The sequence below is a fragment of the Pseudomonas sp. LB3P25 genome (assembly GCF_054897985.1).
The window spans coordinates 6905455-6919678 of sequence record NZ_CM142711.1; the positions used below are offsets into that span (position 1 = coordinate 6905455).

Here is a 14224-nt window from a genome sequence, read left to right on the forward strand (position 1 = left end):
ATATTTTTAACAACAAAGGTGTTGCATCATGTCGGTACCCCCGCGTGCCGTTCAGCTTAACGAAGCGAACGCGTTCCTTAAGGAACATCCTGAGGTTCTGTACGTTGACCTTCTGATTGCGGATATGAATGGTGTGGTGCGCGGCAAGCGCATTGAACGCACCAGCCTCCACAAGGTTTACGAGAAAGGCATCAACCTGCCGGCCTCTCTATTTGCTCTGGATATCAATGGCTCGACGGTCGAAAGTACCGGTCTGGGCCTGGACATCGGCGATGCTGACCGAATCTGCTATCCAATCCCTGACACCCTGTGCAACGAGCCTTGGCAGAAGCGCCCTACCGCGCAACTGTTAATGACCATGCACGAACTCGAAGGTGAACCTTTCTTCGCGGATCCCCGTGAAGTTCTGCGTCAAGTTGTTGCCAAGTTCGACGAGATGGGTCTGACCATCTGCGCCGCGTTCGAACTGGAGTTCTACCTGATCGACCAGGAGAACGTGAACGGTCGCCCACAACCGCCTCGCTCACCAATATCCGGCAAGCGCCCGCATTCGACTCAGGTTTACCTGATCGACGACCTCGACGAATACGTCGACTGCCTCCAGGACATTCTGGAAGGCGCGAAAGAGCAAGGCATCCCTGCCGACGCAATCGTCAAGGAAAGTGCCCCGGCGCAGTTCGAAGTCAACCTGCACCACGTGGCCGACCCGATCAAGGCCTGCGACTACGCGGTCCTGCTCAAGCGTCTGATCAAAAACATCGCCTACGACCATGAAATGGACACCACCTTCATGGCCAAGCCTTACCCGGGCCAGGCGGGCAACGGTCTGCACGTCCATATCTCGATTCTTGATAAAGATGGCAAAAACATTTTTGCCAGTGAGGATCCCGAGCAGAACGCCGCACTGCGTCACGCGATCGGCGGTGTGCTCGAGACCCTACCGGCGCAGATGGCTTTCCTCTGCCCGAACGTCAACTCCTACCGTCGTTTCGGCGCACAGTTCTACGTGCCGAATGCCCCGTGCTGGGGTCTGGACAACCGTACTGTTGCGGTGCGTGTGCCAACCGGTTCCGCCGACGCGGTCCGTCTGGAACACCGCGTTGCCGGCGCGGACGCCAACCCGTACCTGCTGATGGCTTCGGTCCTGGCAGGCGTGCACCACGGCCTGACCAACAAGATCGAGCCGGGCGCACCCGTGGAAGGCAACTCCTACGAGCAGAACGAGCAAAGCCTGCCGAACAACCTGCGCGATGCATTGCGCGAGCTGGACGACAGCGAAGTCATGGCCAAGTACATCGATCCGAAATACATCGATATCTTCGTCGCGTGTAAAGAGAGCGAGCTGGAAGAGTTCGAACACTCCATCTCCGACCTCGAGTACAACTGGTACCTGCATACCGTGTAAGCGGTTGCAGTAAAAACAACGCCGCCGGCCTCACAGCTTGCGGCGTTTTTATGTCCGAACACTAACTTTGTGGCGAGGGGATTTATCCCCGTTGGGTCGCGAAGCGGCCCCAAAGTCTGCAGTTGCAGTGTGTCAGGGATATCGCGTACAGAGGTTTTGCGACTGCTTCGCAGCCGAACGGGGATAAATCCCCTCGCCACAGGGGTAATCGTCGCTATATGGATCTGCGTACAATGCCCGCTGCCCCGCAGGAGACTTCAATGACCCGACTCGCCACCCCACGCAAACCCCGCGCACGCAGCCAGGCCCGGATCGACTCGATACTCGATGCCGCCCGCACGCTGCTGGCTGCCGAGGGCGTGGCCAGCCTGTCGATCTACAGCGTCGCCGAACGCGCAGAGATCCCGCCCTCCTCCGTCTACCACTTCTTTGCCAGCGTCCCGGCGCTGCTCGAAGCCCTGACGGCCGACGTCCACGCTGCGTTCCGTGCCTGCCTGCAAGCGCCCATCGACCACGACGCCCTCAACGGCTGGCGCGATCTGTCGCGACTGGTGGAACAACGCATGCTCGCGATCTACAGCGAAGACGCCGCCGCCCGCCAGCTCATTCTTGCCCAGCACGGGTTGACCGAAGTCACCCAGGCCGACCGTCAGCACGACATCGAACTCGGCGACCTGATGCACAAACTCTTCGATCACCACTTCGAGTTGCCGACGCTACCGACCGACGTCGACGTGTTTGCCCTGGCCATGGAGCTCGGCGACCGCGTCTATGCGCGCTCGGTGCAACAACACGGACAGATCACCCCACGCATGGCCGAAGAAGGCATGCGGGTGTTTGATGCGTATATCGGTTTGTACTTGCCGCCGTACTTGCCCAAACGTGCGCTTGCAGTCTGACGCACTATCAAATTTCGCAATCGTAGAGGGACAAACGCCGGATCACTGTTCCCGGCAGCAGCAATCCCCCTGGCGCCACCACGGCGTTGGCACCAAGGCGTGATCCGTCACCCAGCAGGGCCCCGAATTTGTCACACCCCGTCGACTGAAGAACATCGTTCACCCTCACGTTAACGCCTTTGTCAGCGCGCTCATTGCGGTAGTTGGCGATGATACTGCCGGCTTCCAGATTGACCCCGGCGCCCAACACCGAGTCACCGACGAAGTTGAAGTGGGCGAGTTTGGTACCGCTGAAGACGAACGAAGACTTGAGTTCCGCACCGGGACCGATGATGCAGTTTTCACCCAGCCAACAACCGCCGCGCAGATAGGCGCCGGTTGCAATGAAACAACCGGGGCCGATGATTAAGGGACCTTTCAGTACAGCGCCCACCTCCACCTGCGTGGTGCGATGAATGGCGATATCGTCGACGATGTCATAGTCGTCCTGCGGCAACTGCGAGAGCAGGTGATGCACACGCCCCGGTGCATCGACCACTAACGCCCAAGGTGTCAGTTCAGCCCATTCGGCAAGCGGTGAACAGGGTGCATCCTGAATGTAATCACAAAGCCTGACCATCAATGTCTAACCCCCTTATTTCTCCAGAAACGGACGCATGGAGCTTCTCCCGCAAAGCCATGCCCACTACACCGTACTCAATGCCGTCACAACAGGCCATCGGCATAGGGGACGGCCTTCATAGGCCGTTCCCCTGCCACACCACCCGGCATGCGGGTCCGCACCGGGCGGTTCGAGAGATTGAGGTCAGGAGAGACGCGGTAAACCCGTTCTGTCGAACCACGCTATATCGAGCACTCGGTTGAGTTCAAGAGCGCTATTGCGCCACCAGCAGCGAGAGCTTCCCGCCACTTTGCGAGCAGTAGCCTCACTTGCACCCAACCTGCGCAGCTCTCGATAGATCGTTGAACTACGCCGCCATTGCTTGAGCTGGATTGCTCGTAGTCGGTGTCGTATCCATTCATCTAACTCTCGCCAGATTCTGGGAGTTTGCGACAAGCCGAAATATCCCTTCCAGCCAAGCATGTAGGGCCTTAATCGGTCGACAACTTGTTGCAAGCTGCGGCCACCTGAGCGCCGGGTAAACCAGCGGATGCACTGTTTGAAGCGCTGACGCGCTTTGACCGCTACTGTCCTTTTGACGCCTTGTGGAGAAGCCCAGAACGCGTACCCCAGAAACTTGCGACCAAATACACTCGCCACCGCACTCTTGCTCTCGTTGACGCTCAAGTGCAGCTTTTCATACAGACGCTTGAGCAAGGCCATCACTCGCTGCCCGGCCTTCTTGCTGCGAACATACACATTCGCATCGTCGGCATAGCGCACGAAGCAATGACCTCGACGTTCAAGTTCCCGATCCACTTCGTCCAGCAGCACGTTCGCCAGCAACGGCGACAGCGGGCCGCCTTGCGGCGCCCCGCAGCGGCTTTTCTCGACTACGCCATTGATCTGCGTTCCCGCATCCAGATACGCCCGAATCAGCCGGATAACCGCCCGATCCGCAATCCGCTTGCGTAAACGATCAATCAAAATATCGTGATCGACCCGGTCGAAGAACTTCTCCAGATCAACATCCACCACCACTCTTCGCCCTGAAGACACATGGCGCTGAGCCGCCAAAACAGCATCCTGCGCGCAACGTCCCGGGCGAAAGCCGTAGCTGTGTTCACTGAAAGTCGGATCGAGTTCTGGTTGCAAGACTTGCAGCAACGCTTGTTGGATCAAGCGATCGGTGACCGTTGGAATTCCCAACTCGCGCTGACCGCCGTCAGGTTTGGGGATGACCACACGTCGTACCGGGCTGGGCCGGTAGACGCCTGAAAGAAGCTGTTCGCGAATCGCCGCCCACTGGCTCAGTAGATGTTCGGCGGTCTGTTCAATATCCAGACCATCGACGCCCGCTGCTCCCTTGTTGGCCTTGACCCGCTTCCATGCCCGCTTCAGGTTTTCTCTCGCAAAGGCCCGATCCAGCAGCCCTTGCCCTGCGTTGTCGGATTCATCTTGCGGGCGATTGACCTCGTCGCTGATGGGGCTTCTCACGGTTTCACCGCTCGCGTCCTCACATCCGCCCCGCGTTTGGCAGGCATCTGACTTCCGGTCGTTCGCATCAACATGGCCTATAACGCTTTCTCTCGTTCGGCCCTTCGTCAAAAAAAAAAAAAAGACTACTACGGCCTCTGCTGACTTCTCGCTCCGGCTTGCACCGTCGCCCTTTCAGGCACAAGGCGAGATCTCCCCAGGTAAGAACGCAATCCTTCACCACACAACCGCCGGATTTACGCAACCTGATCCTTGACCACAAGAGCTTCGCGGTTTTATGCCCGCTCGCCCTGATCGGCTTCGCCTTCTATCCGGTTCTTGTACATCGGCTCATGGCTTCGATCCACGCTTCCTCCCCACACTCGGTCGCCCTCATGCAGTTGCGCTTCACTTCGTTCGCTGTGGTCAGCTTACGGCGGGACTTTCACCCACAAGATTGCGCCCATGCTGGGCGCACATAAAAAACCCCGAAGGGCTTAAACCCTTCGGGGTTGTTGTTTGCGCACGCGTTTACAACTTGGCGATCGACACCTCGGTGGATTTCACAAACGCGATCACTTCGCTGCCGACCACCAGTTCCAGCTCTTTCACCGAGCGAGTGGTGATCACCGAGGTGACGATGCCGGAGGCGGTCTGTACGTCGATTTCGGACAGTACGTCGCCGAGTACGATTTCCTTGATGGAGCCTTTGAACTGGTTACGAACGTTGATGGCTTTGATCGTCATGATGTTGATTCCTGTCGTTGGATAAGGCTTGAGTTATTGAGCCCAACGCAATTGCGTGGGCAATGGTGAAACAGGTTCCGGTGCCGGCGGTTCGCCGGGCAACGCCAGCACGCGATTGAGGACTTCGGTTTCCAGCGCCGCCAGCCGATGAGAGCCGCGAACCCGAGGGCGCGGCAACTCGACGTGCAGGTCGAGTCCGACTTCGCCCTCTTCGATCAGGATCACCCGATCGGCAATCGCCACCGCTTCACTGACGTCGTGGGTGACCAGCAACACGGTGAAACCGTGCTTCTGCCAGAGCCGCTCGATCAGCTGCTGCATTTCAATTCGGGTCAGTGCGTCCAGCGCGCCCAGCGGTTCGTCCAGCAACAGCAAACGCGGTTGATGGATCAGCGCGCGGGCCAGGGCCACACGTTGCTTCTGGCCACCAGACAAGGCGGCCGGCCATTCATTGGCGCGATCCGCCAGGCCCACCGACTCCAAGGCTTCCAGCGCTTGTGGCCGCCAGTTGCCATTGAGCCCGAGACCGACGTTGTCGATGACCTTTTTCCACGGCAGCAATCGCGCTTCCTGGAACATCAATCGAGTGTCTTCCCGCGCATCACTGAGCGGCGCGGAACCCGCGAGCAATTCACCGCCCGTGGGTTTGTCGAGACCGGCGAGCAAGCGCAGCAAGGTACTTTTGCCGCAACCGCTACGACCGACCACGGCGACAAACTGACCGGCCGGGATGTGCAGGTCGATCTCTCGCAGCACTTGCCGCGAGCCGAAGGTTTTTTGCAACTTGCGCACTGCCAGCGGAATCCCGCGCAGCAGTCGTGGAGGTTGTTGAGCCGTCATGCCGCACCTCCTTTGACAACCTGATAGGCCGGGTGCCAGCGCAACCACACGCGTTCAAGTCCACGCGCCGCGAGGTCGGCGAGTTTGCCGAGCACCGCGTACAAAAGAATCGCCAGCACCACCACGTCGGTCTGCAAGAACTCCCGGGCATTCATTGCCAGGTAGCCGATGCCGGAACTGGCGGAAATGGTTTCCGCGACAATCAACGTCAGCCACATGAAGCCCAGCGCAAAGCGCACGCCGACCAGAATCGACGGCAGCGCGCCCGGCAGAATCACCTGACGGAACAGGCTGAAACCGGACAAGCCATAACTGCGGGACATTTCCACCAGCGCCGGATCGACGTTGCGGATGCCGTGATACGTGTTGAGGTAGATCGGGAACAACGTGCCCAACGCCACCAGGAAAATCTTCGCTGACTCATCGATGCCGAACCACAGGATCACCAGTGGAATCAGCGCCAGGTGCGGCACGTTGCGGATCATCTGCACCGAACTGTCGAGCAGGCGCTCGCCCCATTTCGACAGGCCGGTGATGAAACCGAGGGTCAGACCGATGCTGCCGCCGATGGCGAAGCCCAGCGCCGCGCGCCAGCCGCTGATCGCCAGGTGCGTCCAGATTTCGCCGCTGCGCACCAGGCTGATGCCGGCTTCGATGACCGCGATCGGCGCCGGCAGAATCCGTGTCGACAACCAGCCCGCCGACACCGACAACTGCCACACCGCCAGCAGCAACACCGGCAACGCCCAAGGCGCGAGGCTATGGATAAGTTTCTTCATGGCGCGCCTCAGCTCTGCGACGCGGCTTTGGGGAGGATGTCGTTGGCGACCATCTCACCAAACGGGCTGACGTAACCGGCGCTTTTCGGCAACTCCGGACGCTCGATATCGAGGTGCGGGAACAGCAACTCGGCGACGCGGTAAGACTCCTCCAGGTGTGGGTAACCGGAGAAGATGAACGTGTCGATGCCCAGGTCCGCGTATTCCTTCACGCGGGCGGCCACGGTCGGACCATCGCCCACTAATGCTGTACCGGCCCCGCCGCGCACCAGTCCGACACCGGCCCACAGGTTGGGGCTGACTTCCAGGTGGTCACGGCTGCCGCCATGCAGCGCGGCCATGCGTTGCTGACCGACCGAGTCGAAGCGCGCCAGAGAAGCCTGGGCGCGAGCGATGGTGTCGTCGTCCAGATGAGAGATCAGCCGATCCGCCGCTTGCCAGGCTTCGGCATTGGTTTCACGAACGATCACATGCAAGCGAATGCCGAAGCGCACGGTGCGACCGAGCTTTGCGGCTTTGGCTCGTACTTGTTCAATCTTCTCGGCAACAGCGGCCGGTGGTTCGCCCCAGGTCAGAACCATTTCGACCTGCTCTGCCGCGAGGTCTTGCGCCGCTTCCGAAGAACCGCCGAAGTACAGTGGCGGACGCGGTTGCTGGATCGGCGGGTAGAGCAACTTCGCGCCCTTCACGCTGATGTGCTGACCGTCGTAATCGACGGTTTCGCCTTCCAGCACGCGGCGCCAGATGCGGGCGAATTCCACCGAAGCTTGATAGCGTTCTTCGTGGGTCAGGAACAAACCGTCGCCGGCCAATTCTTCCGGATCGCCACCGGTTACCAGGTTGAACAACGCACGACCGCCGGACAGACGATCCAGCGTCGCGGCCTGACGCGCTGCCACCGTCGGGGAAATGATCCCGGGGCGCAGGGCGACGAGGAATTTCAAACGCTGGGTCACCGGGATCAGCGACGCGGCCACCAGCCACGAATCTTCGCAGGAGCGTCCGGTAGGAATCAGCACCCCGCCGAAGCCCAGACGATCCGCCGCTTGCGCGACTTGTTGCAGATAACCGTGGTCGACGGCACGAGCGCCTTCGGCGGTGCCAAGGTAATGGCCGTCGCCGTGGGTAGGCAGGAACCAGAAGATATTGAGGCTCATGGAGTGGTCTCCTTAGGAATCGAATTACTGCGCTTTGGCAACGGCCGCCGGTGGCGTCCAGATCACGTCTTTGATGCTCAGCGGCTTTGGAATCAGCTTGAGCTGGTAGAAGCTGTCGGCGATTTTCTGTTGGGCGGCGACCACTTCAGGCGTGAGGAACAGCGCGCCGTAACCCTGGCGTTTCACCGAGGTCAGGGTGATGTCGGCCGGCAGGCCGAGCAGCGGCGAGACTTGTTGAGTCACGTCTTCGGGATTGGCCTTGGACCATTCGCCGACCGCGCGCACTTCTTCCACCAGGGTCTTGATCACCTCCGGATTTTTCTGCGCATAGGGCTTGGTCGCGAGGTAGAACTGATGGTTGTCGACGATGCCTTGGCCATCACGCAGGGTGCGTGCTTGCAACTGTTGTTCGGCAGCGGCCTGGTACGGGTCCCAGATCACCCAGGCATCGACGCTGCCACGTTCGAACGCAGCGCGGGCATCGGCCGGCGGCAGGAATACGGTCTGGATGTCGGTGTATTTGAGGCCGGCGTCTTCCAGTGCGCGGACCAGCAGGTAGTGAACGTTGGAGCCTTTGTTCAGGACGACTTTCTTGCCCTTGAGGTCCTGCACCGATTTGATCGCCGAGTCCTTCGGTACCAGGATCGCTTCGCTGTGCGGCGCGGGTGGTTCGTAGGCGACATAGAGCAAATCGGCGCCGGCTGCTTGAGCGAATACGGGTGGCGTTTCACCTGTAACGCCGAAGTCGATGGAGCCGACGTTCAGGCCTTCGAGCAGTTGCGGGCCGCCGGGGAATTCGGTCCATTGCACGTCCACGCCTTGGGCGGCGAGGCGTTTTTCGAGTGTGCCTTTGGCTTTGAGCAGCACCAGGGTGCCGTATTTTTGATAGCCGATTCGCAACGTCTCGGCTTGTGCTTGAGAAATAACGCCGAAGGACACAGCCGCAGCAAACAGAGCGACCAGACCACGACGCAAAATGACAGTGCGCATAGCGCTCTCCTTTTTTGCAGTTGGGTTTTGGCTGCACCTGCTTGGCCGTTAGCGGCTGAGTAAGGTGAGTGGATCAAATTCAGGCTTGGCTTAAGTGCTGGCTTAAATGCTCCAGCGAGCACTCAACAAACGTTCATTCAACAGGTTCGGATCGATCGGCTTGGGCCGCCTCGCCATGGCGCTGAAAAACAGCTCCAGTGATTCATTCAGTCGTTCTTCCAGTTCGGGTGCCAACTGCGCCTGGGCGCTGCCTTCGCCGTAAGCGATCTGGCTGTCTACGGCGAAAATCCCGTGAAGCATTTCCTGGGCTTTCAACGCCGAGAGCACCGGCTTGAGCGCGTAATCCACCGCCAGCATGTGGGCGATGCTGCCGCCGGTAGCCATTGGCAAAACCACCTTGTGGGCCAGGGCGCGTTCGGGCAGCAGGTCCAACACGGTTTTCAATGCGCCGGAGAACGACGCTTTGTAGACCGGTGTAGCGATCAGCAGGCCATCGGCGTTTTCAATCTGCTGCAGCAGGTCGATCACCTTCGGGCTGTCGAAGCGTGCATGCAGCAAGTCTTCGGCCGGGAAGTCCCGGACCTGGTAACTCACCACTTCCACGCCTTGCTCCTGCAACCAGCGTTGGGAGCGCTCCAGCAGCACCCCGGAACGGGAGCGTTGGCTGGGACTGCCACCGAGTGAGACGACCAGCATTCAGACGATTCCTTGAACGGTGTTAGCGATTCGCGGTTTGCGATCTCGCTTAGGTGGAAGTGACCTTAACAGGTGATTGTTATATCCATAAATCATATTTATTCATTTGGTTATGCCTTGTAGATCTATGCGAAACAGCTTAGTCCAGGCAAAAAAATGGGCCGTAGAAACGGCCCGAAATCCCCTGCTTTGTGGATGCTGTTTACTCTGAACCTGTAGCGGCTGATGGGCCGCCTTCGCGAGCAGGCTCGCTCCCACATGGACGGGCGAACTCCTGTGGGAGCGAGCCTGCTCGCGAAAGCGGCATCAGCGGCACCGCGAAGAACGAAGGCTTACTTGTTCGGCTGTGGCGTCAGACGCAGGTACGGCTTCACCGCGCGATAGCCCTTGGGAAAGCGCTTCTGGATTTCGTCTTCATCCTTGAGCGACGGCACGATCACCACTTCATCACCGTCCTGCCAGTTGGCCGGGGTGGCCACCTTGTAGTTGTCGGTGAGTTGCAGCGAGTCGATCACCCGCAGAATTTCATGGAAGTTACGGCCAGTGCTCGCCGGGTAGGTGATGGTCAGCCGAACCTTTTTGTTCGGGTCGATCACGAACAGCGAACGCACGGTCAGGGTGTCGTTGGCGTTGGGGTGGATCAGGTCGTAGAGGTCCGAGACCTTGCGGTCGGCGTCGGCAAGGATCGGGAAGTTGACGAGGGTGTTCTGGGTTTCGTTGATGTCTTCGATCCACTTGTGGTGCGAGTCCACCGGGTCCACGGACAGGGCAATGGCTTTCACACCGCGCTGGGCAAATTCGTCCTTGAGCTTGGCAGTGAAGCCCAACTCGGTGGTGCACACCGGGGTAAAGTCCGCCGGGTGGGAAAACAGCACGCCCCAGCTATCGCCCAGCCATTCGTGGAAACGGAGGGTGCCGGCGCTGGAATCCTGTTCAAAGTCGGGGGCGATATCGCCCAGTCTGAGGCTCATGGTGCTGCTCCTGGTGAGTGCTTGTTGAGGTCAACTGTGCCTGCATTTTTTATTCATTAAAAAGAATAAATATCGATTTGTTTAGAACTTAAATGAATATTAAAAATGTGTTCACTGGACCCCGGCGACGATCGGGACGACTATCGCCCACAAGGTTCGAGAAGGCCTTGAGTTGCTGCACAAAGAGGGAAATGTCGAGGAGGGTTTACGGGGGTGAGCCTGACTTGAAAACGCAAAAGCCCCGCCCGGCGTGATGCCGGGCGGGGCTTTTTTTTACATCGATTAGCCACTGTGGGAGCGAGCCTGCTCGCGAAGGCGCCGTGTCAGTCACAAATTTGCTGAATGACACACCGTTTTCGCGAGCAGGCTCGCTCCCACACGCTATTACAACAGCGGGATCGAGTAGCTGACGATCAGACGGTTTTCGTCCTGGTCGCGTTGGCCTGGGATGTCGTTGCGCCACATGGCGTTTTTCCACATGACGCCCAGGTTTTTCAGTGCGCCGCTCTGGACTACATAGGCCAGGGTCAGGTCGCGCTCCCACTCGGAACGGCCGGTTGCGTTGACGTTAGCCTGAGCAACCCCCACTTTGCCGGTGGTGTCGATGTTATCGCCCCGCACGTAAACGATGCCGGCAGTAGCGCCTGGCAAGCCAAGCTTGGCGAAGTCATACGAGTAGCGAGCGTTCCAGGTACGTTCGCCTGCGCGGGCGAACTTGGAGATCTGCATGTCGGTAGTGAGGTAAGCCGACGCGCCGTCACCCTGGTTCAGGTAAGGGAAGTCGCTGTTACCGTTGCTGACCTGGTAACCGCCACCAAAGGTGTGACCGGCAACCGAGTACAGGAACAGGCCGCTATACAGGTTGTTATCGACTTTGCCTTTGGTGATGCCGGTACCGTAGTCACCCGTGGTGAAATAGGCGGAATCATGACCGTTGGCGCCATCGTCGCGGCTGTTGAAGTAACGCAAGTCAGACTTCAGTACGCCCGGACCGATCGACCAGTTGTGAACCAGACCCAGGAAGTGTTGCTTGTAGAAATCGTCCAGGTTGCCGTAGTAGTACTGGGCAGTCAGGTCTTTGGTGATTTTGTAATCGCCACCACCGTAGATGAACTTGTTGCTGTCACGACCAGCAGCGGTGTGAGCGTTCGCACCAGCAATCGACAACTCTTCGTTGTTGCTGGAGTTACGACCCTTGGCGTGCTCGATCTGACCACCGACCAGTGTCAGGTCTTTGATCTCGTTCGTGGTGATCTGACCACCTTGAAAGGTTTGCGGCAGCAGACGGCCATCGTTGCTCACGATAACCGGCAATTTTGGCTGCAGAGTGCCCAACTTCAGTTCGGTCTGGGAGATCTTGGCTTTGGCAGTCAGGCCCAGGCTGGAGAAGTTATCAACCGCTTCGCCGTTGGACTTGCTTGGGAAAACCGTACCGCCGTAAGAAGTCGACGTGGCGCCGTTAGTGCCGCCGCCCGAATCCAGACGCACACCCAGCAGACCGATAGCATCAATACCGAAGCCCACAGTGCCTTGGGTGTAACCGGAGATGAAGCGCAGGTCGAAGCCTTGACCCCATTCTTCAGCCTTGCTTTGAACGCCGGCGGCCTTGGCCCTGGCGGTACCCGCGTCGGAGTCACGGTTATCGTTGTTGATGTAGAAGTTACGCAGCCCCAAAGTAGCCTTGCTGTCTTCGATGAAACCGGCGGCGCCTGCCTGCTGCGCCAAAACCCCTACGGCCACAGCCAGGGCCAAGGTGGACTTGTTCATTTGTTTCGCTCCTATCGTTTCTAATTTTGTGGTCCTGGGTCGAACGCCCTGGATCCTGAAATGCGCGGTTAGCGCCAGAGCGCATGTCAACGTAACCATGCGCATCTACGGTCGTGGTCTACCCACGGTGATTTGGGCCCGCATATTAAACCTAAAAGATTTATTCCATCTTTTTTAATGCCATTCAGGAATATAGCTTCGCGCTATTACTCTGAGTCGGGACACAAGGTATCGGCTCATAAGCCACCCACTTTAGGCGTTTGGCTTAAAAGCTAAAAAGAATAAAAAATTACTACATAAGCTCTGTTTGGAATATTGAAAAACACACAAAAAAAAGCCTCGCCGGCGGGCGAGGCTTTTTCTGACGGCTGTTACAAGAAGCTGTAGGTGTAGTTGAAGATCAGACGGGTCTGGTCTTGATCAAGGGTGCTGGTGTTGCCACGGTAGGTACCGTGACGCAGTGTTGTACCAAACCCTTTAAGTGCGCCCGTTTGAATCACGTAGTCAATACGCGCGTCGGTCTCGTGCTCACTCAGGTCTTTACCAATACCGTTGGTAGCCTTGATGTCTTGGCCATTCAAGTAAGCAATCGAAGCTTTCAAACCTGGCACGCCCAGTGAGGCGAAGTCATAGGAGTACTGACCGAACGTGGTGTTTTCACCGGCACGGATAAAGCTGCCAACCGTGGCGTCGGTAAACGAGTAGAAGCTGGAGCCACCGGCACCTTCTTGACGACCGTTGCCATCGATAAGGCTGCCCTGGTTCAAGAAAACGAAGCCGCCGTCATCGTTGACACGCTGATGCCCGAGCAGGAACGCGCTACCACCCAGGGTGTAGGTGAACATGGCGCTCCAGGTCTTGTTATCAACCTCGCCCGGGGTCTTGGCAAAGCCGTTGTTGTTGTTGAAGCGGTAGCCCACATCGCCGTTCTTACCGTCAGAGCGGCTATCGAAATAGCGAATGTCGGTCTTGAAGGACTGGTTAGGGGCGATCGGGTAAACGTGCACCAGGCCGAGGAAGTTCTGCTTGTAGTAGTCTTCCAGGTTCGCATAGTAGTACTGCAGCATGAGGTCTTTGGTGACCTTCCAGTCAGCACCGGCGTAACGGAACTGGTTGCTGTCCTGAGTACCGCCAGCCACCGCCAGGCCAGTTCTGTTGGAGGAGGCGCGACCCGACGCGTGCTCCAGTTGACCCAAGTTGAAGGTCACATTGTCAATTTCCTTCGAGGTGATGGTGCCACCGTCAAAGGTCTGCGGCAGCACACGGCTGTCGTTCGCGATCAGGATCGGCAAGTTAGGTGCCAGAGCGCCACCTAAGTGGGCCTCGGTCTTCGAGAAGCGCGCCTTGACGTTGCCATCTAAACGGCTCCACTCATTCGCCGCCGAACCATCGGAATCGCTGGGGAAGAATGAGTTGCTGTTACCGCTCGGGTGGTGACCCTTGCCACCATCCAGATGGATACCCACGAGCGCCTGGGCGTCGATACCAAAACCAACGGTACCTTGGGTGAAACCGGACAGGTAATCGAACTTGAGCCCCTCAGCAGTTTCTCGCTGTCTGTTAGCAGGAGTGCTGGCACCTTCACGCATATCAGCGTCGTAATACATGGTGCGAGAGCTGACGGAAGCCTTGCTGTCTTCCAGGAAACCCGCGGCGCCTGCCTGCTGCGCCAAAACCCCGACGGCCACGGCCAGAGCCAAGGTGGACTTGTTCATTGTTTCACTCCTCTCGTTTCTAATTCTTGTGTTCCTGGCCCTGGGTCGTATGCCCGGGATCCTAAGATGCGCGATTAGCGCCAGACCGTGACTCACAAGTCAATCGTAACTATGTGTGTCTACGACCATAGTCTAATCCCCAGTCAATTCGCTCCTGCCGGGCCATAAGCCCAAAAAGAAT

Annotated in this window: 13 protein-coding genes; 2 read left to right on the forward strand and 11 right to left on the reverse strand. The window is 58.4% G+C overall.

Annotated features, from left to right (window positions below):
- The first annotated feature begins 28 nt into the window (after window positions 1-28).
- Together ACYZTW_RS31815 and ACYZTW_RS31820 are read left to right on the forward strand one after the other, a co-directional pair.
- On the forward strand, window positions 29-1405 hold the full coding sequence (locus ACYZTW_RS31815) for a glutamine synthetase family protein (protein WP_008150449.1): 1377 nt from the start codon (window positions 29-31) through the stop codon (window positions 1403-1405).
- A gap of 260 nt (window positions 1406-1665) precedes the next feature.
- Window positions 1666-2304, forward strand: a complete 639-nt coding sequence (locus ACYZTW_RS31820) for a TetR/AcrR family transcriptional regulator (protein WP_462003169.1) — start codon at window positions 1666-1668, stop codon at window positions 2302-2304.
- A 7-nt stretch (window positions 2305-2311) separates the two neighbouring features.
- Here ACYZTW_RS31820 and ACYZTW_RS31825 read toward each other — a convergent pair whose 3' ends face one another.
- The 11 genes from ACYZTW_RS31825 to ACYZTW_RS31875 form a co-directional block, all read right to left on the reverse strand.
- Window positions 2312-2923, reverse strand: a complete 612-nt coding sequence (locus tag ACYZTW_RS31825; RefSeq protein WP_462003170.1) for an LbetaH domain-containing protein — start codon at window positions 2921-2923, stop codon at window positions 2312-2314.
- Between the two features lie 186 nt (window positions 2924-3109).
- A complete protein-coding gene (ltrA, locus tag ACYZTW_RS31830; protein WP_462001131.1) occupies window positions 3110-4402 on the reverse strand; it encodes a group II intron reverse transcriptase/maturase in 1293 nt (430 codons plus the stop codon).
- Between the two features lie 510 nt (window positions 4403-4912).
- Window positions 4913-5128 (reverse strand): TOBE domain-containing protein, encoded by a 216-nt coding sequence (locus tag ACYZTW_RS31835; protein WP_003229256.1) that lies wholly within the window; start codon window positions 5126-5128, stop codon window positions 4913-4915.
- A 33-nt stretch (window positions 5129-5161) separates the two neighbouring features.
- Window positions 5162-5968 (reverse strand): aliphatic sulfonates ABC transporter ATP-binding protein, encoded by an 807-nt coding sequence (gene ssuB / locus ACYZTW_RS31840; protein WP_462003171.1) that lies wholly within the window; start codon window positions 5966-5968, stop codon window positions 5162-5164.
- On the reverse strand, window positions 5965-6747 hold the full coding sequence (gene ssuC, locus ACYZTW_RS31845) for an aliphatic sulfonate ABC transporter permease SsuC (protein ID WP_462003172.1): 783 nt from the start codon (window positions 6745-6747) through the stop codon (window positions 5965-5967). Before ssuC ends, ssuB begins: the two co-directional genes overlap by 4 nt.
- A gap of 8 nt (window positions 6748-6755) precedes the next feature.
- Window positions 6756-7904: an FMNH2-dependent alkanesulfonate monooxygenase gene (gene ssuD / locus ACYZTW_RS31850; protein WP_462003173.1), complete on the reverse strand. Its 1149-nt coding sequence runs from the start codon at window positions 7902-7904 to the stop codon at window positions 6756-6758.
- Window positions 7905-7928: 24 nt separating this feature from the next.
- A complete protein-coding gene (locus tag ACYZTW_RS31855) occupies window positions 7929-8894 on the reverse strand; it encodes a sulfonate ABC transporter substrate-binding protein (RefSeq protein WP_462003174.1) in 966 nt (321 codons plus the stop codon).
- A gap of 102 nt (window positions 8895-8996) precedes the next feature.
- A complete protein-coding gene (gene ssuE / locus ACYZTW_RS31860) occupies window positions 8997-9590 on the reverse strand; it encodes an NADPH-dependent FMN reductase (protein WP_149628369.1) in 594 nt (197 codons plus the stop codon).
- Between the two features lie 332 nt (window positions 9591-9922).
- Window positions 9923-10561 carry a peroxiredoxin gene (locus tag ACYZTW_RS31865; RefSeq protein ID WP_462003175.1) on the reverse strand — a complete coding sequence of 213 codons (639 nt, stop codon included), beginning with the start codon at window positions 10559-10561 and terminating at the stop codon, window positions 9923-9925.
- Window positions 10562-10945: 384 nt separating this feature from the next.
- Complete coding sequence (locus tag ACYZTW_RS31870) at window positions 10946-12328, reverse strand: OprD family porin (RefSeq protein ID WP_462003176.1); 1383 nt, start codon at window positions 12326-12328, stop codon at window positions 10946-10948.
- Window positions 12329-12699: 371 nt separating this feature from the next.
- Window positions 12700-14043 carry an OprD family outer membrane porin gene (locus ACYZTW_RS31875; protein ID WP_462003177.1) on the reverse strand — a complete coding sequence of 448 codons (1344 nt, stop codon included), beginning with the start codon at window positions 14041-14043 and terminating at the stop codon, window positions 12700-12702.
- Window positions 14044-14224 lie beyond the last annotated feature (181 nt).